The organism is Pseudomonas sp. TH31, assembly GCF_016650815.1.
Classification (GTDB): domain Bacteria; phylum Pseudomonadota; class Gammaproteobacteria; order Pseudomonadales; family Pseudomonadaceae; genus Aquipseudomonas.
In genome coordinates, this window is sequence record NZ_JAEKEZ010000028.1 from 120,520 (window position 1) to 137,928 (window position 17,409).

Consider the following 17,409-nt stretch of genomic DNA (forward strand, 5'->3'; position numbering starts at 1 on the left):
GTTCAGTCCTTGGTGACCCGGTTGATTTCTTCCAGGCTGGTGATGCCTTGCATGGCCTTGATCAGGCCCGAAGTACGCAGGTCATTGAAGCCGTCCTTGCGCATCTGAATCTCGATTTCCAGGGAGTTGCCTTCGGCCATGATCAGCCGTTGCAGCTCTGGTGTGTTTTTCACCACTTCATAAATCCCGATCCGGCCTTTGTAGCCGTTGTTGCAGAGGTCACAACCGACCGGCTCATAGATCGTGAACGAGCCGATGCGTTCCTCGGGGAAGCCTTCCTTGAGCAGTGTCTCCCGGGGGATTTCGCTGGGGGTCTTGCAATGGCTGCACAGTTTGCGCGCCAGGCGCTGGGCGATGATCAGGCTGACCGAGGTCGCAATGTTGAAACCCGGAATGCCCATGTTATGCAGGCGGGTCAGGGTTTCCGCGGCGCTGTTGGTGTGCAGGGTCGACAGCACCAGGTGGCCGGTCTGGGCCGCCTTGATCGCTATTTCTGCAGTTTCCAGGTCGCGAATCTCGCCGACCATGATCACGTCCGGGTCCTGCCGCAGGAACGAGCGCAACGCCTGGGCGAAATCCAGTCCCTGCTTGGGATTGACGTTGACCTGGTTGATGCCTTCCATGTTGATCTCCACCGGGTCTTCGGCGGTGGAGATATTGATGTCGACGGTGTTGAGGATATTCAGCCCGGTGTAGAGCGACACGGTTTTGCCCGAGCCGGTGGGGCCGGTGACCAGGATCATCCCTTGGGGTTGCTTGAGCGCGGCCATGAACAGGGCTTTCTGGTCAGGTTCGTAGCCGAGCGCGTCGATGCCCATTTGGGCGCTGGACGGGTCGAGGATCCGGATCACCACTTTCTCGCCCCACAGGGTCGGCAGGGTATTGACCCGGAAGTCGATCGACTTGCTCTTGGACAGGCGCATCTTGATCCGTCCGTCCTGCGGGCGCCGGCGTTCGGAGATATCGAGGCTAGCCATGACTTTAAGGCGAGCGGCGATACGGCTGGCCAGTTGAATCGGTGGCTTGGCGACTTCGCGCAGAATGCCATCGGTGCGCATCCGCACCCGGTAGGTTTTTTCGTAGGGTTCGAAGTGCAAGTCGGAAGAGCCGCTCTTGATCGCGTCGAGCAGCATCTTGTGGACGAAGCGCACCACGGGCGCATCATCGGCATCCTGGCCGGCGATGGAGTCCTGATGCCTGTCGTCGATCGATTCGACCTCCACACCATCAAGGTCAACGTCGGCCATCTCTTCCAGGCCGGTGGTGTGGGTGTCGAAGAATTTCTCGATGGCGTCGCTGAGCTTGTCATCCTCGACCAGAATCGCTTCGGTGCTCAGCCCGGTGCTGAACTGGATGTCGTTGATCGCCTGGTGATTGGTGGGGTCGGAAATCCCCACGAACAGTTTATTGCCGCGTCGCCAGAGGGGCAGGGCATGGTGCTGGCGGACCAGTTTTTCACTGACCAGGCCTTTGGGCTGGGTTTCCTTGTCGAGGCAGTTGAGGTCCAGCAAGGCCATGCCGAAATGTTCCGAGGCGATCTCCGCCACTTGCCGGCTTCTCACCAGTTTGTTCTGGACCAGATAACTGACCAGGGAAATGCGATTGCGTTGGGCTTGCTGATACGCCTGTTGCGCGCTTTTGTCAGTGAGCAGTTCGGCCAGCACCAATTGCTTGGCCAGGCCGCTAAGGGCGATGTCGTTCATGGGGATACCGGACGCAGACAGTTCATGACTTATAGCCTAGTCAAGGGATGCAGCGAAACCAGCGGCGCTCAGGTGACAAAAAGTGTCAGATAGTGCGGTTGCCGGGGGACGGAGAGGGTGTTGTTGTCACGTCGTGCCCTGTGGGCGGGGCCCGGCAAGGTTGGCATGGAGCGTGCTGGGGCTTATTCAGATCATGAGATTCCGACTCATGCATGGAGCTTGTCTATGAACACTCAAAAAGGTTTTACCCTGATCGAGCTGTTGATCGTGGTGGCGATCATCGGGATTCTGGCGACGTTTGCGTTGCCGGCTTATAGCAAATACCAGGCCCGGGCCAAGGTGACCGCAGGGGTCGCTGAAGCTTCGGCGCTCAAAGTGAATTTCGAAGACTTGATGAATGGCGGGACGACGGACCCGACAGTGGCGCTCATTTCACCTGGCGGGACTGCTGCGACCCAGAACTGCACATGGGGCGTAACGGGAACTGCAGCCTCCGGTGCCGGGACCATCACGTGCACGCTGCTTAATGCGCCTTCACTGGTAACCGGCAAGGTCATTACGCTGACTCGCGTTCAAGCGGGTACGTGGGCTTGTGCGACCACTGCCTTGAAAGATTTGTCGCCCGCTGGCTGCCCTGGCGTTTGATGTTCAGTTAGCAGGATCAATACCCCGCCTCTAACAGCGGGGTATTTTTTTGTCTGCCGACCAGGCGACTACTTAAAAAGGAGGTAACGGGTTCAACTGTTGCCTCTGTCATTGCGTTAGAAGGGAAACTCTCGACAATTCATGGCTTTAGGCCTGCGACAAAACCGGCAAGTTGCATGTACAGAATCTCCGCTTCATGCATTTTGCATGATTGCGGGAGTTTGCTTATTTTATAACTTATTGATTTATAAGCATTTAATTTGTTTTTCGAAGTTGGCACAACGTTCGCAATATACCCAGTAACCCTGCTGAGAAGACATACAGCAGACTTTCTAGAAAAACAGGAGTTACTCGTATGAAGAAGTTCGCTATCGCTGCCGCTACTGCAACCGCGCTGACCCTGACCATGGCCAACGCTGCATTTGCACAGACCACCACCACCCAAGCCCCGATGACTCTGGCGGCCGGTGAAATGACCAAGGCTAAAGAAACAACTTCTGATACGTGGATCACGACCAAAGTTAAAAGCGACCTGGTCACCGAAAAAGGCATCCCAGGCACTGACATCAAAGTAGAAACCAACAAAGGTGTTGTATCGCTGTCGTCGACTGTAGCCGTTACCGAAGCGCAGAAGACCACGGCTGTTGCCATCACCAAGAAAATCAAAGGCGTCAAAGCGGTTTCCGCTGACGGCCTGAAAGCCGAGTAAGGCAAGACTTCTCGCCTGGACCGGGAGAAGGTGTGGCAGGCGGGCCGAGCAATACGCCTGCCGCTTCTTGAGAGTTCATGCGAACGGCCACAAGGATGTGGCCATTACAGGCCTCCAACATTCGTGTCGGGGGCCTGTTCTATTGTGAGTGCCGCAAAAGCAAAAGATCGTCCGAACGCGGCCCGAGCCTTCGGCAGCTCCCACATAGGAATGTGTACACCCTGTAGGAGCTGCCGAAGGCTGCGATCTTTTGATCTTTTGATCTTTTGATCTTCAGTTTCTTCAGTTACCGCGCTTGCTGCTGATCGCTCTCAATCGATTACCCTCAAACCGCAAGTACTGGTACATCCCGCCATTCGGCCCGTAGGTCCATTCCTCGACCTGAAACTCTTCCCGTCGGTTGGCGCTTTTTTGTAGCCCAGCAGATCGCGGCTGACCGGTTCACCACACTTTTGCAGCACCTCGCCGGACCTGTCCCCCACACTGACCAATTGACTGCCACAGCGCAGGGTATCGGCCGCTGATGCCTGGCCCGCCGCAAGTGCCAGTGCCAGGCTGAGCAGCCAGCGTACGCGCATCACTCGGCGTCCAGGTGCATTGGCGTAATCACCCGGCCGTCACTTTGCGCTTCGCCCAGGTTGGCGTCGATGAAGTACACGCGGTCGTCGGCCATTTGCGCCTTGTCCACCAGGAAATCCTTGATGCTGCTGGCCCGATCCTGGCCCAGTTGACGCAACAGCACGTCGCTGGAGGCCCAGAACTTGATCACGTCCGCACGCATTTTGGCGGTGCGTTCTTCTTTGCCCAAGTCTTTCCACTCGGCGGGCGGTTGGGTCTTCAGGCGGGTGCGGTAAATCCCTTCCAGCAGCGGACCTTTCTCGCCATCCGGCACTTGCAGCAAGGACGCCTGGGCCGGGACTTTGTCGCCGCGACGTTGGAGCATTTTGTAGTAGTTGTACTGGTATTCCCGCTCCAGCCGTTGCTCGGCGATCAACGGGCCATCGCTGCTTTGCGCGGCGGTGCCTTCGATTTCCAGGCGCAGGGTTGGACGTGCCTTTAGCGCGCCGGAGAGTTTCATCAGCGACGCTTGCGCGTCCTTGCTCAAGTCACTTGAGCCGGGAGCAAACGACACGGTGCCCAGATCTTCCGAACCACCACCACTGATCAACCCGCCGATCAGTTTGAACGGCGCGGCGGCCGCTTTCACGATCAGGTTGCGCAGGGTCTGCCAGACAATCGGCATCACGCTGAACTGAGGGTTGTTCAGGTCGCCGGTCACCGGCAACTCGATGGAGATCTTGCCGTCGACGTCCTTGAGCAAAGCGATCGCCAGTTTCAGCGGCAGGCTCGTGGCATCCGGGCTGTCGACCTTCTCGCCCAGTTGCAGTTGTTCGACCACGACCTTGTTTTCGGCCTTCAGTTGGCCCTTGGTGATCAGGTAATGCAGGTCGAGATTGAGTCGGCCCTTGCGGATGCGGTAGCCGGCGAACTTGCCGGAGTAGGGTGTCAGGGTGGTCAGTTCAACACGTTTGAAACTGGTGGCGATGTCAAGGCTGGCCATCGGGTCGAACGGGTTGACTGCGCCCTTGATGGTCACCGGTGCATAGCGGTCGACCTTGCCCTTGACGTCGACACTTGCTGGTTTCGCCTGACGGCTGTCGATGGTGCCGATTGCCCCGTTCAGCTCTTGAATAGCCGTGGCAAAGTTCGGGGTCAGGCTGAAGTCGGCGAAGTTCGCCGAGCCGTCATTGATGGCAATACCGCCTACATGAATGCCCATCGGTTTGTCTTTGCTGGCCGCCGGTTTGGCCGCAGCATTTTTTGTACCGGTATTGGCCGGTTGCGGAATCAGCAGGTCATCGATGTTGGTGGTGCGGTCATCGTTGATCATGAACCGCACATAGGGCTGGAACAGGTTGACCTTGTCGATCGACAGGCTGTTGCCGTGCTGATAGTTCAGGCCTTCGAGCACCAGTTGCTGCCACTTGAGGAAGTCGCGGGTCTTCAGGGTGTCGAGGGTGTGTAGTTGATCGACCTGGGCACGGCCGGTCACGCTGAACGCCAGCGGATCGGTGCTTTTCAGGTCCACTGCCAGGTCACTGCCGAGCATGCCGCTGCGCAGTTCGAGGCGAATAAACGGGGTGATGTAGGACTGGGCGACTCGCAGGTCGATGTCTTTGGTTTGCACTTTCAGCTTGGCACTGACCGGCGCCAGATTGACCTGGCCGTCGGCCGTGATCTTGCCTTGCTTGCCCACGCCAGTGTCGAGCTTGAGGTTGAAAGGCGAGCCATTGAGGCTGTCGAAGTTCTGTAAATCCAGGTTCAGCGGGCCGACTTCCAGCGCCACCGCCGGTTGTGCCTTGCGGTCGGCCAGATGCACTTGGTAGTCGCGCAGTTGCACGTCTTTGAGCAGCACCTGCCACGGTTTGCCCGGTGGCGCCGGTTCAGGTTTGGGTGAATCGGCTGCTGCTGGAGTGCTCGTCGGTTCGGCTTTGGCTTTTACCGCTGCCTTGGACGGCTGGCTGGCGAACAGTTTTTGCCAGTCCAGTTGGCCATCGGCTTCCAGGGCCGCCCAGGTTTCGAGTTTGTTGCTGCGGATCTTCCCGACGACGACTTGCTGCTTGGCCAGGTCGACAGTGGTGTCACTGACGTCCAGGCGTTCGAGTTTCACCAGCGGCCGACCGTCCGGCGTATTGATAGCAAAAGGCGCGACGCTGACCGCGACGTTGCTCAGCAGCAGTTCGGTTTGTTTGGCCAGATTGAGTTTGTAGTCGGTGCTCAGGTTCAGCACGCCGTTTTCCAGGGCCAGCGGCAGCGCGTCCCGTACGTACGGCCACCAGACTTTCATCTGGCCGTCGGTGACTTTCAATTTACCTTCGGAGGCGATCGGGATCAGGCTGAAATTGCCGGTCCAGTCGATTTGCCCGCCTTCCGGGCCGGCCGCGACCAGGGTCATGTCGGCGTTATCGTCGGGCAGGGTACTGAGGTTCTTCAGTTCGAATTCGAGTTTGTCGTAAAGGAATTCGATGGGCTCGCTAGGGCGCGCGTCCTGGAAGTGCACATAGCCGCCAGCCAGTTTGATCCGCTCGACCCGTAGCGGGAACGGTTTGGCGTTAGGGTCGGCGGGAGTCGGTTCGCTGGCCGGCAGCTTGAACAGGCCGAGCAGATTGAGTTTTCCGTCCTTGCCGAAGAGGATTTCGGTCTTGGGTTTGTCCAGTTCGATGTCGGACAAGTGCAGAGCCTTGGTCCAGAGACTGTCGATCTGCAGGTTGGCGTACAAACGTTCAAAGCCGACCTGTTCCTTGCCCGGTTCACCGATGACCAGGCCCCACAGAGTGACTTCAAGGCTGAAAGGGTTGAGTTCGATCCGCTGAATATGTGCGGGCGTCGTGGCGTAGTTGGCCAGTTGCTGGTTGGCGACCCGCAAGGCAATGCCCGGCAAAATCAGAAACCCCAGCAGGCTGTAGAGGGCCAGGGCAGTCAGCAAGGCGCCGATAGCGCGAATCAATCCTTTGGGCATGTGCGGCTTCATTTGTCTGATCGGAGTGCATTGGAGTATGGCACGCGTTTTCGGTTCAGAAGTACTTGCAGCTATTCAGGATTGTTCAGATTTCTTTGCAGGCACTTTTTCCTGAAGGATCAGAGTTGCAGGATCAGGGTTTTCAGCGGTGGCTGTTGATCCATCGACGGGAAGTCGCCGCCCGGTGTCATCACCGAGCACTCTCGCACCGGCCGCCCGGCTTTTTCCGCACAACGCAGGACCTGCTCGCGCCAGTCGTCCATGCTGACTTTCGCCAGGTTGTTGCAGCAGATCAGCACGCCGTTGTCGGCGGTGCTCAGCAGTGCCGGCTTGAGCAGGCTCTGATAGTCGCGCAGCAGGTCGACGGTGCCGAATGCGCTCTTGGCCCAGGCCGGAGGATCAAGCAGTACCAGATCGTACTGACGTTGTTCCAGGCGCTGATAGCCGGGCAGTTTCTGCCCGCGACGCTGACTGATCGGCAGGCCGGCCAATTGGCGGATTGCCGGGAAGTAATCGGACTGGATGAACTCCATGGTCGGTAACTGTGGGTTGAGCAGGCCGTTTTCGTGGCCTACGGCCAGGTTGCCCTCGGCAAAGTCCAGGTTGCAGACCTCGCTTGCGCCACCGGCCGCCGCACTCAGGCCGACGCCGCAGGTGTAGGCGAACAGGTTCAGTACGCTTTTGTTCTTGCTGTGCGCCTTGACCCAGCCGCGGGTGTTGCGCAGGTCGAGGAACAGCAGTGGGTCCTGCCCGGCGTGACGGCCGCGAACCCGGTAGTTCAGGCCCCATTCGTGGCCGACCAGGTCTTGCAGGGCGGCTTCGTCGGCGCGGTAGACGGTGTCTTCGCGGTCGATGCGCGAATTGCCCTGGGAGCGGTCGTTGTAGACCAGCAGTGTGTCGAGGCCCAGTTGTTGATTGATCGTTTCGTGCAGTTGCAGCAAGTCATTGCGTTCCAGCGACTGGTGAAAGCTTTGCACCAGCAGTTGCGGGCCGTAACGGTCGATGGTCAGGCCGCCGGCGCCTTCCTGGCTGCCATGGAACAAGCGATAGCAATCGGTGCCCTGCTGATGCAGTTCGGCAAGCAAGTCCTGGCGATGGTCGAGGGCGGCGCGCAGCGCCTGGATCAAGGAAGACATGCAGGGCGCCTTGCAGAAGGGAATTTGGCGCGGGAGTTTAACAGCTTAAGAACCTGTAGGAGCGAGGCTTGCCCGCGAAGAACGATAACGCGGTATATCAGTTAGACCGCGTAACCTTCTTCGCGGGCAAGCCTCGCTCCTACAACAACCCCATCCTGCGTTTGGCCCGCTGCACCGAGCCATTACGCATCGCCCAGCGCAGCATCGGCGCACTGCGTTTGACGCTGGCGCGGATCAACTTGCGTTGCCACGGGTTCTGGCTGACGCCGAGCATGTCACTGGCCCAGTCCGGCAGCAGGTCGATCCCGGCCTGCATCATCAAGCCGCCAAACGGTTTGGCCAGGCGGCTGGGGGAGGGCGCGTTCAACAGCAATCGCAGGACTTCACGACTGCGCTCATCGCACAGTAATTGTGGGCGGATTCGTTCAAGGTACTCGGCCATTTCCTTACGGCTGCGCGGCACGTCACGAGCACCGAGCCGTTCAGCAACCAGTGCGATTTCGCCGTAGTAACGGTCCTGATCCGCCAGCGACAGGTTCGGATTGCGGTAACGCAAATGCGCAGCAAGGAAGTTGCTGACCTCGGCCACGTGCACCCACGTCAGCAAGTCAGGGTCGCTGGCGGCGTAGGGCCGGCCATCCGGTGCGGTGCCGACCACTTGCAGGTGAATAGTCCGGACTTTCTCGATCAGCCAGTCGGCGTCGTTGCGTGAACCGAACGTCGTCCCGGCGATGAACTGACTGGTGCGGCGCAATCGGCCGATCATGTCTTCGCGAAAATTCGAGTGATCCCAGACCCCGGCCAGGGCCAGTGGATGCAGGGCTTGCAGCATCAGCGCACTGATGCCACCGATCAGCATGCTGCTGAAATCGCCGTGAACTTGCCAACTCACCGAGTCGGGGCCGAACAACCCGGGATCGCCCTTGGGGTTTTCCAGATCGAGCTTGCCCAAAGACAGACCGGTCAGGCTCATGAGCTGGGTTTCGATGCGGGTACGGATGAATTCCATGGCGACTCAGTGGTGGAAAAAAGGTGGACTTGGAATGCCCTGTAGGAGCTGCCGAAGGCTGCGATCTTTTGATCTTCGTTTTCAGGATCAAAAGATCAAAAGATCGCAGCCTTCGGCAGCTCCTACGCGAGGCATTCCAAGTCTGAGTGTTATTGATTCAGACGATTGTCGATCAACTCCTGCACCACGCTTGGGTCAGCGAGGGTCGAGGTGTCGCCCAGGCTGTCCAGTTCATTGCAGGCAATCTTGCGCAGAATCCGTCGCATGATCTTGCCCGAACGGGTTTTCGGCAAGGCTGGTGCCCATTGAATCAGGTCTGGCTTGGCGAAGCTGCCGATTTCCTTGCTGACGTGGGCCAGCAGGTCTTTCTTCAGCTCGTCGTTGGGCTCGACACCGTTCATGGGCGTGACAAAGGCGTAGATGCCCTGGCCCTTGAGGTCGTGGGGGTAACCGACCACCGCCGCCTCGGCGATGCTGTCGTGCAGCACCAGGGCGCTTTCGACTTCGGCGGTGCCGATACGATGCCCGGACACGTTGATCACATCATCGATACGCCCGGTGATCCAGTAGTCACCGTCCTCGTCGCGCCGCGCGCCGTCGCCGGTGAAGTAGTAGCCGGGGTAGGGCTTGAAGTAGGTTTCGACCATGCGTTTCGGGTCGCCATAGACGCTGCGGATCTGCGCCGGCCAACTCGATTTGATCGCCAGCACGCCGCTGCCGGCGCCTTTGATTTCCTTGCCATGCTCGTCGAGCAATACCGGTTGCACGCCGAACATCGGTTGGGTGGCGCAGCCGGGTTTGATTCGTTGGGCGCTGACCAGCGGGCTGAGCATGATGCCGCCGGTTTCGGTCTGCCACCAGGTGTCGACGATCGGGCAACGCTGCTCACCGACGATGTTGAAGTACCAATCCCAGGCTTCCGGGTTGATCGGCTCACCGACACTGCCGAGTAACCTGAGGCTCGCGCGCGATGTTTCCTTCAACGGTTCGGGGCCTTCACGCATCAGCGAACGCAGGGCGGTTGGCGCGGTGTAGAAGATGTTGACGTGGTGCTTGTCGATGACCTGCCAGAAGCGTGAGCTGCTTGGATAGCTGGGCACACCTTCGAAGATCAGCGTGGTCGCGCCGTTGGCCAGTGGCCCGTAGACGATGTAACTGTGGCCAGTGACCCAGCCGACATCGGCGGTGCACCAGAAGACTTCGCCGTCGCGGTAATCGAGCACGTACTTGAAGGTCATCGCCGCTTGCAGCAAGTAGCCGCCGGTGGTGTGCAGCACGCCCTTCGGTTTGCCGGTGCTGCCGGAGGTGTAGAGGATAAACAGCGGGTCCTCGGCGTCCATTGGCTCGGGCAGGCAATCGTCACTGACGTCGCGCAAGGCCTGGTGATACCAGAGGTCACGGCCTTCGACCCAGTTCACTTCACCCTGAGTGCGCTCGACCACGATCACGGTGCTGACATCCGGGCAACTTTGCAGGGCCTTGTCGACGTTCTGCTTGAGTGGCACAAATTTACCGCCACGTACGCCTTCGTCGGCGGTGATCACCGTGCGGCAGTCGGCATCGAGGATCCGGTCGCGCACGGAGTCGGGAGAAAAACCACCGAACACTACCGAATGCACGGCGCCAATGCGCGCGCAGGCGAGCATCGCGTAGGCCGCTTCGGGGATCATCGGCATGTAGATGCACACCCGGTCGCCTTTCTTCACGCCACGACTTTTCAGCACGTTGGCCAGGCGGCAGACGTTGTGATGGAGTTTTTGTAGGTGATCTGGGCGGATTCGACCGGATCGTCGCCTTCCCAAATGATTGCGACCTGATCGCCACGTTTTTCCAGGTGACGGTCGATGCAGTTGTAACTGACGTTTAACTGGCCGCCGGCGAACCAACTCGCCTCACCGGTTTTCAGGTCATAGCGCTGGACGGTTTGCCACGGTTTGCTCCAGTCGAGAAAGTGCGTGGCCTGTTCGGCCCAGAAGGTGCCGGGGTGTTCGATGGATTGTCGGTACAGGCGCTGGTAGTCGTCCTGACTCAATTGTGCAGCCCGGCGCACGGCATCGGCTTTGGGGAACGTGCTGATATCGAACATGACGGTTCCTTATTCTTGTTTTGCGACAAGAGGGGAGCTACACGACCCTCGTAGGAGCTGCCGAAGGTTGCGATCTTTTGATTTTGCTTTAGAAGATCAAAAGATCGCAGTCTTCGGCAGCTCCTACAAGGTTAGTACCCCCGCAGGAACGGCGTCAGGTTAACCGCGGTGACGGCCGCGGAAGTAGTTGATCAGGCCTTGGGTCGAAGCATCGTCAGCCGGGGTTTCTTCGCTGCCAACCAGGCGGTTGTAGACGCCTTTGCCCAGCTCTTTGCCCAGCTCCACGCCCCACTGGTCGAAGGCATTGATGCCCCAGACCACGCTTTGCACGAAGACTTTGTGTTCGTACAGCGCCACCAGTGCGCCGAGACGACGCGGGCTGATGCGCTCGACCACCAGGGTGTTGCTCGGACGATTGCCCGGGATCACCTTGTGCGGTGCAAGCTTCTGTACTTCGTCTTCGGCCATGCCCTTGTCACGCAACTCGGCTTCGGCCTCGGCGCGGGTCTTGCCGAGCATCAATGCCTGGCTTTGGGACAGGCAGTTGGCGTACAGCCACTGGTGGTGATCGGACACCGGGTTGAAGCTGACGATCGGAACGATGAAGTCAGCTGGAATCAGTTGGGTACCTTGGTGCAGCAACTGGTGATAAGCGTGCTGACCGTTGCAGCCGACGCCGCCCCAGATGACCGGGCCCGTATCGGTGGACACCGGGGTGCCGTCCTGACGCACGCTCTTGCCGTTGGATTCCATATCCAGCTGTTGCAAGTGCTTGGTGATGTTACGCAGGTAGTGGTCGTACGGCAGGATCGCGTGGCTTTGTGCGCCCCAGAAGTTGCCGTACCAGACACCAAGCAACGCCAGCAGTACCGGCATGTTCTGTTCGAACGGTGCGCTCTGGAAATGCTGGTCCATGGTGTAGGCACCGGACAGCAGTTCCTTGAAGTTCGACATGCCGATGGCCAGGGCAATCGGCAGACCGATGGCCGACCACAGCGAGTAACGCCCGCCGACCCAGTCCCACATCGGGAAGATGTTCTCTTCGCGGATACCGAAGGCCACGGCGGCGGCGTTGTTACTCGACACCGCAATGAAGTGGCGATACAGCTCGGCTTCCGAACCACCCTGAGCCAGGTACCAGGCGCGTGCGGCCTGGGCATTTTTCAGGGTTTCGAGGGTGTTGAAGGATTTCGACGAGACGATGAACAGCGTGGTCTCGGCGCGCAGCTTCATGGTCAGTTCGTGGAACTCACTGCCGTCGATGTTTGCCAGGTAGTGGCAACGCACGCCTTTCTGGGCATACGACAGCAGCGCTTCGGACACCAGCTCAGGGCCGAGGAACGAGCCACCGATGCCGATGTTCACCACGTCAGTGATCGGCTTCTCGGTGTAACCGCGCCACAGACCATCGTGGATGCGGCCCACAAGGTCGGTGATCTGGTTCAGCACTTTGTGCACTTCAGGCATCACGTTGACGCCGTTGACCGACAATTTGTCGCCCACCGGGCGGCGCAGGGCGGTGTGCAGCGCCGGTCGGCCTTCGGAGGAATTGACGATTTCGCCGTCGAACAGCGCTTTGATGGCGCCCTTGAGGTCGACTTCGTTGGCCAGGCCCACCAGCAGGTTGCGGGTCTGGGCGTTGATCAGGTTCTTCGAATAATCGAGAAACAGACCGCAGCTGCTGAGGGTGAATTGAGTAAAGCGCTGCGGGTCGGCATTGAAGGCCTCGCGCATGCTGAAATCCTGCATGGCTTGGCGGTGGTCTTTCAACGCTTGCCAGGCGGGCAGAGCGGTAACGTCGTGAGGAGTGCGGTAGTACGCCATCGCTGCGGTTTTCCTTTTACTTGAACTGCCTTTAAGACACTGAAGATCCCGGTATGTCCCGGCCACTGGGTGGGCAATGTCCGGTCAATCTGCCTGGAGACGATTAAATAGCGCAGGGCGGTAACAGTAAACCTCGCGTGTTGATCTGTCTTGGCTTTGTCTGCCCTGCGGCCGGTACTTTTTTATACCGGCATGGCAGGTCAGACAACAGGCGGGGGGTTCAGTGCAGAGAATAGCGGGTTCGGGTCAGGCGACCTGAACCGGAATGGCATTGCTGGTGTGGCTCAGTTCATTGCCCGGCGCCATGTAGAGCATGCGCGGTTTGAAGTTGAGCAATTCGGCCTCGCTGTAGTGAGCGTAAGCGCAAATGATGACCCGATCGCCAACCTTGGCCTTGTGTGCCGCAGCGCCGTTGACCGAAATCATGCCGGAACCTTCTTCACCACGAATCGCGTAGGTGGTGAAGCGTTCACCGTTGTCGATGTTGTAGATCTGGATCTGTTCGTATTCGCGGATGCCGGACAGATCCAGCCATTCGCCATCAATGGCGCAAGAGCCTTCGTAATCGAGAACAGCGTGGGTGACTTCGGCGCGGTGCAGCTTGGCCTTGAGCATGATGGCGTGCATGAGTGTTTTCCCAGGTCGGAATCGAACGGCGGGCAGTTTGCCCGAAGGCTTTGTGGGCGGCAATACAAGGCAAAAGATCGCAGCCTTCGGCAGCTCTTACAGGAGTACTCGATCCCATGTAGGAGCTGCCGAAGGCTGCGATCTTTTGATCTTGCTGTTTAAACCGTAGCGTCGAGGTTCAGGTGCAGATTGTCGATCAACCGCGTAGTGCCAAGGAACGCCGCCACCAGAATCACCAGGTCCCGGTCTTCTGCTGTGGCCGGACGCAAGGTCAGCGCATGGCGGATCTCCAGGTAATCGGCCCGCAAGCCAGCGGCTTCAAGCTGTTTAATCTGCGCGTCGATCAGCGCCGGGTAATCGCGATCACCTTGTTTGATAGCGTCGACCATCGACGACAGCGTGCGATACACCACTGGCGCTGTCGCTCGCTGTTCTTCATTGAGAAAGCCATTGCGCGACGACAGGGCCAGGCCATCGGCGGCCCTTACGGTCGGCTCGCCGATGATCTGGATCGGCATGTTCAGGTCGTGGACCAGCGCGCGAATCACCGCCAGTTGCTGGAAGTCTTTCTGGCCGAAGATCGCCAGGTCCGGCTGAACCATGTTGAACAGTTTGCTGACCACCGTCGCCACGCCTTCGAAGTGCCCGGGACGGCTGGCGCCGCACAAACCTTCGGACAGTTGCGCAACGCTGACACGAGTCTGGCCGGCCATGCCGTCGGGATACATTTCTTCGACGGTCGGGGCGAACAGCAGGTGGCAGCCGGCCTGGAGCAGTTTTTCCTGATCGGCCGTCAACGTACGCGGGTACTTGTCGAGGTCTTCGCCAGCGCCGAATTGCAGCGGGTTGACGAAAATGCTCGCGACCACGAAATCCGCCCGTTGGGAGGCTTTGGTAATCAGTGCGACATGACCGCTGTGCAGGTTGCCCATGGTCGGTACAAAGGCGATGCGCTTGCCTTCACCGCGGGCACGGGCCACGGCGGCCCGCAGTTCGCGGACGGTTTTTACGGTGTTCATGCAGAGAATCCATGTTCGATGCCGGGGAAAGTCGTCGCTTTGACTTCAGTGACGTAAGCGCTCAGCGCCGCTTGAATGCTGACTTGCCCGGCCATGAAGTTCTTTACGAACTTCGGCACGCGGCCAGTGATGGACAGGCCCAGGATGTCGTGCAGTACCAGGACCTGGCCATCGGTGGCGCTACCGGCGCCGATACCGATCACCGGAATACCCACGGCTTGGGTGATTTCCTGGGCCAGTTCGCTCGGTACGCATTCAAGCAACAGCATGGCGGCGCCGGCCTGTTCCAGGGCGATGGCGTCAGCGCGCATCTGCCGCGCCTGGTTCTCGCTGCGGCCCTGGACTTTGTAACCGCCCAGGATGTTCACCGCCTGCGGAGTCAGCCCCATGTGGGCGCACACCGGCACACCGCGTTCGGCGAGCAGGCGGATAGAGTCCGCCAGCCACAATGCGCCTTCGACCTTGATCATGTGCGCGCCGGCCTGCATCAGCGTGGCGCTGTTGATCATGGTTTGTTCAAGGGTGGCGTTGGCCATGAATGGCAGGTCCGCGAGGATCAGGGCGTCGGAGTTACCGCGTTTGACGGAGGCCACGTGGTAGGCCATTTCCGCAGTGGTCACCGGCAGGGTGCTGTCGTGACCTTGCAAAACCATGCCGAGGGAGTCGCCCACCAGCAGCACTTCAACACCAGCCTCGTTGCAGGCGTGGGCGAAGGTCGCGTCATAGCAGGTCAGCATGGTGATTTTTTCACCTTTCTGCTTGAGGCTCTGGAGTGTGGTCAGGGTGATGGCTGGCATGTAAAAAATCCTCGTTCAGGCGCTATGGAAACTACTGCGAGTAACGCGCGTGATTCTTCATTTACTCAGGCGCACGGTCTTTTGTCGTGCTTATAAGGCCTGGATTGCGCCCTTTAGCGCCGCGTTGGCGGCAGCGGGACGCCTATAGTCGTGAGGAGGACTCGGGAAGTCAATTGTGTGTGTTACCGCGTTGTTACGGTTGGGGTGTTACCGGGGTAAATAGACGCCTGTAGGAGCAAAGCTTGCTCGCGATGGCATTCGTTCAGTCAGCATTGGTGCTGCATGTGAGACCGTAATCGCGAGCAAGCTTTGCTCCTGCGAGGGATTAGCGTGAAGCTTGGGAGAGGCGTTCCAGCCCGACAAACGGGCACGCCGCCAGCAATTCGCTGAGCGTCCGGCCATCGGCCAACCGCAGATCCGCAGGCGCCAGTTCGGCCAGTGGATACAGGACGAAGGCTCGCTCTTGCAGGTGGTAATGGGGGACTTTGAGGCGAGGTTCGTCGATCAGGCGATCGCCGAACAGCACGATGTCGAGATCCAGCGTGCGAGGGCCCCAGCGTTCAAGACGTTCGCGGCCCTGGCCGTTCTCGATGGCTTGCAGCGCATCGAGCAGCTCCAGCGGTGCGAGCGTGCTGTGCAGCGCGGCAACCGCGTTGGTGTAACGCGGTTGGCCGGGCAGCAATGAGTCGCTTTGATAAAACGCGGAAACCCCGACCAGTTCGGTCTGCGGCAACTGCGCCAGCGCTTCGACGGCGCTGCGCAATTGTTCGGCGGGGTCAGCCAGATTGCTGCCCATGCCGATGTAGATGCGTTCCATGGATTATTCGCTTGTGGTGCTCGGAGCACCGGCCGCGCGTTTGCGCTTGGCGCCGCCACTGCGACGACGCTTGCGTGGCGCACCGGTACCGTCATCCTTGCCGCTCAGGTCGCGGATCATGTCGCGACGTTCGCTGTCGTTGGCGTCCTGATAGTCCGTCCACCATTCGCCCAGGCCATCGGTCTGCTCGCCGGCGCTTTCGCGCAGCAGCAGGAAGTCGTAACCGGCACGGAACCGCGGGTTGTCCAGCAACAGGTCGGCGCGCTTGCCGCTACGGCGTGGCAGACGCTCCTGCATGTCCCAGATCTCGCGGATCGGCATGGTGAAGCGTTTTGGGATCGCAATGCGCTGGCACTGTTCGGCAATCAGCTCGTGAGCGGCTTCCTGCATCGCCGGAATCGGCGGCATGCCGCGCTCTTGCAGGCGCAGTACACGGCCCGGCAGGGCCGGCCATAGCAGTGCAGCAAATAGGAACGCCGGGGTTACCGGTTTGTTCTGCTTGATCCGCAGGTCGGTGTTGATCAGTGCGTCACTGATCAGCGTGTGGGTGTACGTCGGGTTGTATTCCAGGGCTTCGGCGCTGGCCGGGAACAGTGGATCGAACAACTGCAGGTCGACCAGCATCTCAAAGGTGTCCGCGGCGTGGCCGGAGAGGAACAGCTTGAGTACTTCTTCGAACAGGCGGGCCGACGGAATCTCGCGCAGCATCGGTGCCAGATCGCGGATCGGCGCGGCGCTGTGTTTTTCGATACCGAAATTCAGCTTGGCGGCGAAACGCACGGCCCGCAGCATCCGTACCGGGTCTTCCTGGTAGCGTTGCTGTGGGTCGCCGATCAGGCGGATCAAGTGATTGCGGATGTCGTGTACGCCATTGGCGTAGTCGAGAATGCGTTCACTGACCGGATCGTAATACAGCGCGTTGATGGTGAAGTCGCGGCGTTGCGCGTCTTCTTCCAGGGTGCCGTAGACGTTGTCGCGCAGAATGCGCCCGCTCTCGTTGCGGGAGGACTGGTTGCTGTCTTCCTCTTCATCGTTTTGCGGGTGATTGGCGCGGAAGGTCGCGACTTCAATGATTTCGCGACCAAAGTGGATATGCACCAATTTGAAGCGACGACCGATGATTCGCGCATTGCGGAATTCGGCACGTACCTGTTCAGGGGTGGCGCTGGTGGCGACGTCGAAATCTTTTGGCGTGATGCCGAGCAACATGTCACGCACACAGCCGCCGACCAGGTAAGCCTGATAACCGGCGTTCTGCAGGCGTTCGACGATGTTCACCGCGTAACGGCTGAATTGTGCCTTCTGCAGCGAGTGTTGGCCGCTGTTGAGCACTTCAGGCGTACTACGGATGTGTTGCGTATGACGCTTGGGAGAACGGAATGACTGGAACAACTTCTTCAGCATGGGATGCACTGTTTGAAGGAATGTTCGGCCATAACGAAGAATGACCGCATGATGGGCCGGGATTCTAGCATTTAGTCAGGGGATGGTGTAGGAAGCTGCGCAAGCGCTTGAAG

General features: G+C 59.3%; 12 protein-coding genes and 2 pseudogenes. 2 read left to right on the top strand and 12 right to left on the bottom strand.

All coding sequences use genetic code 11. From position 1 onward, the window contains the following. Window positions 1–2: 2 nt before the first annotated feature. Window positions 3–1,703, bottom strand: a complete 1,701-nt coding sequence (gene pilB / locus JFV26_RS18975; RefSeq protein WP_201194625.1) for a type IV-A pilus assembly ATPase PilB — start codon at window positions 1,701–1,703, stop codon at window positions 3–5. Window positions 1,704–1,928: 225 nt separating this feature from the next. Between pilB and JFV26_RS18980 the strand changes: the two genes are divergently transcribed. Together JFV26_RS18980 and JFV26_RS18985 are read left to right on the top strand one after the other, a co-directional pair. Then, entirely contained in the window at window positions 1,929–2,348 is a 420-nt protein-coding gene (locus JFV26_RS18980) for a pilin (RefSeq protein ID WP_201194627.1), read from the top strand. A 355-nt stretch (window positions 2,349–2,703) separates the two neighbouring features. Beyond that, window positions 2,704–3,057 carry a BON domain-containing protein gene (locus tag JFV26_RS18985; RefSeq protein ID WP_201194628.1) on the top strand — a complete coding sequence of 118 codons (354 nt, stop codon included), beginning with the start codon at window positions 2,704–2,706 and terminating at the stop codon, window positions 3,055–3,057. Window positions 3,058–3,339: 282 nt separating this feature from the next. Here the strand turns inward: JFV26_RS18985 and JFV26_RS18990 are convergent. The 11 genes and pseudogenes from JFV26_RS18990 to JFV26_RS19040 form a co-directional block, all read right to left on the bottom strand. Beyond that, window positions 3,340–3,635: pseudogene (locus tag JFV26_RS18990) on the bottom strand (DUF2845 domain-containing protein). After that, entirely contained in the window at window positions 3,635–6,577 is a 2,943-nt protein-coding gene (locus tag JFV26_RS18995; RefSeq protein ID WP_201194629.1) for a DUF748 domain-containing protein, read from the bottom strand. The pseudogene JFV26_RS18990 and the gene JFV26_RS18995 overlap by 1 nt, the downstream one beginning before the upstream one ends. Window positions 6,578–6,696: 119 nt before the next feature. Next, window positions 6,697–7,713: a class I SAM-dependent rRNA methyltransferase gene (locus JFV26_RS19000; RefSeq protein WP_201194630.1), complete on the bottom strand. Its 1,017-nt coding sequence runs from the start codon at window positions 7,711–7,713 to the stop codon at window positions 6,697–6,699. A gap of 139 nt (window positions 7,714–7,852) precedes the next feature. Next, the gene (locus JFV26_RS19005; RefSeq protein ID WP_201194631.1) at window positions 7,853–8,722 is read right to left on the bottom strand and encodes an oxygenase MpaB family protein; all 870 of its coding nucleotides are present in this window, start codon (window positions 8,720–8,722) and stop codon (window positions 7,853–7,855) included. Window positions 8,723–8,871: 149 nt separating this feature from the next. Next, window positions 8,872–10,808: pseudogene (gene acs / locus JFV26_RS19010) on the bottom strand (acetate--CoA ligase). 159 nt (window positions 10,809–10,967) lie between these two features. Beyond that, entirely contained in the window at window positions 10,968–12,632 is a 1,665-nt protein-coding gene (gene pgi, locus JFV26_RS19015; protein ID WP_201194632.1) for a glucose-6-phosphate isomerase, read from the bottom strand. Between the two features lie 246 nt (window positions 12,633–12,878). Next, window positions 12,879–13,259 carry an aspartate 1-decarboxylase gene (panD, locus tag JFV26_RS19020; protein ID WP_201194633.1) on the bottom strand — a complete coding sequence of 127 codons (381 nt, stop codon included), beginning with the start codon at window positions 13,257–13,259 and terminating at the stop codon, window positions 12,879–12,881. 158 nt (window positions 13,260–13,417) lie between these two features. After that, the gene (panC, locus tag JFV26_RS19025) at window positions 13,418–14,278 is read right to left on the bottom strand and encodes a pantoate--beta-alanine ligase (RefSeq protein ID WP_201194635.1); all 861 of its coding nucleotides are present in this window, start codon (window positions 14,276–14,278) and stop codon (window positions 13,418–13,420) included. Continuing rightward, window positions 14,275–15,075, bottom strand: a complete 801-nt coding sequence (panB, locus tag JFV26_RS19030; RefSeq protein ID WP_201194637.1) for a 3-methyl-2-oxobutanoate hydroxymethyltransferase — start codon at window positions 15,073–15,075, stop codon at window positions 14,275–14,277. Before panB ends, panC begins: the two co-directional genes overlap by 4 nt. 325 nt (window positions 15,076–15,400) lie before the next feature. Beyond that, entirely contained in the window at window positions 15,401–15,892 is a 492-nt protein-coding gene (gene folK / locus JFV26_RS19035) for a 2-amino-4-hydroxy-6-hydroxymethyldihydropteridine diphosphokinase (protein WP_201194639.1), read from the bottom strand. 3 nt (window positions 15,893–15,895) lie between these two features. After that, window positions 15,896–17,296 (bottom strand): polynucleotide adenylyltransferase PcnB, encoded by a 1,401-nt coding sequence (locus JFV26_RS19040; protein WP_201194641.1) that lies wholly within the window; start codon window positions 17,294–17,296, stop codon window positions 15,896–15,898. Window positions 17,297–17,409: the final 113 nt, after the last annotated feature.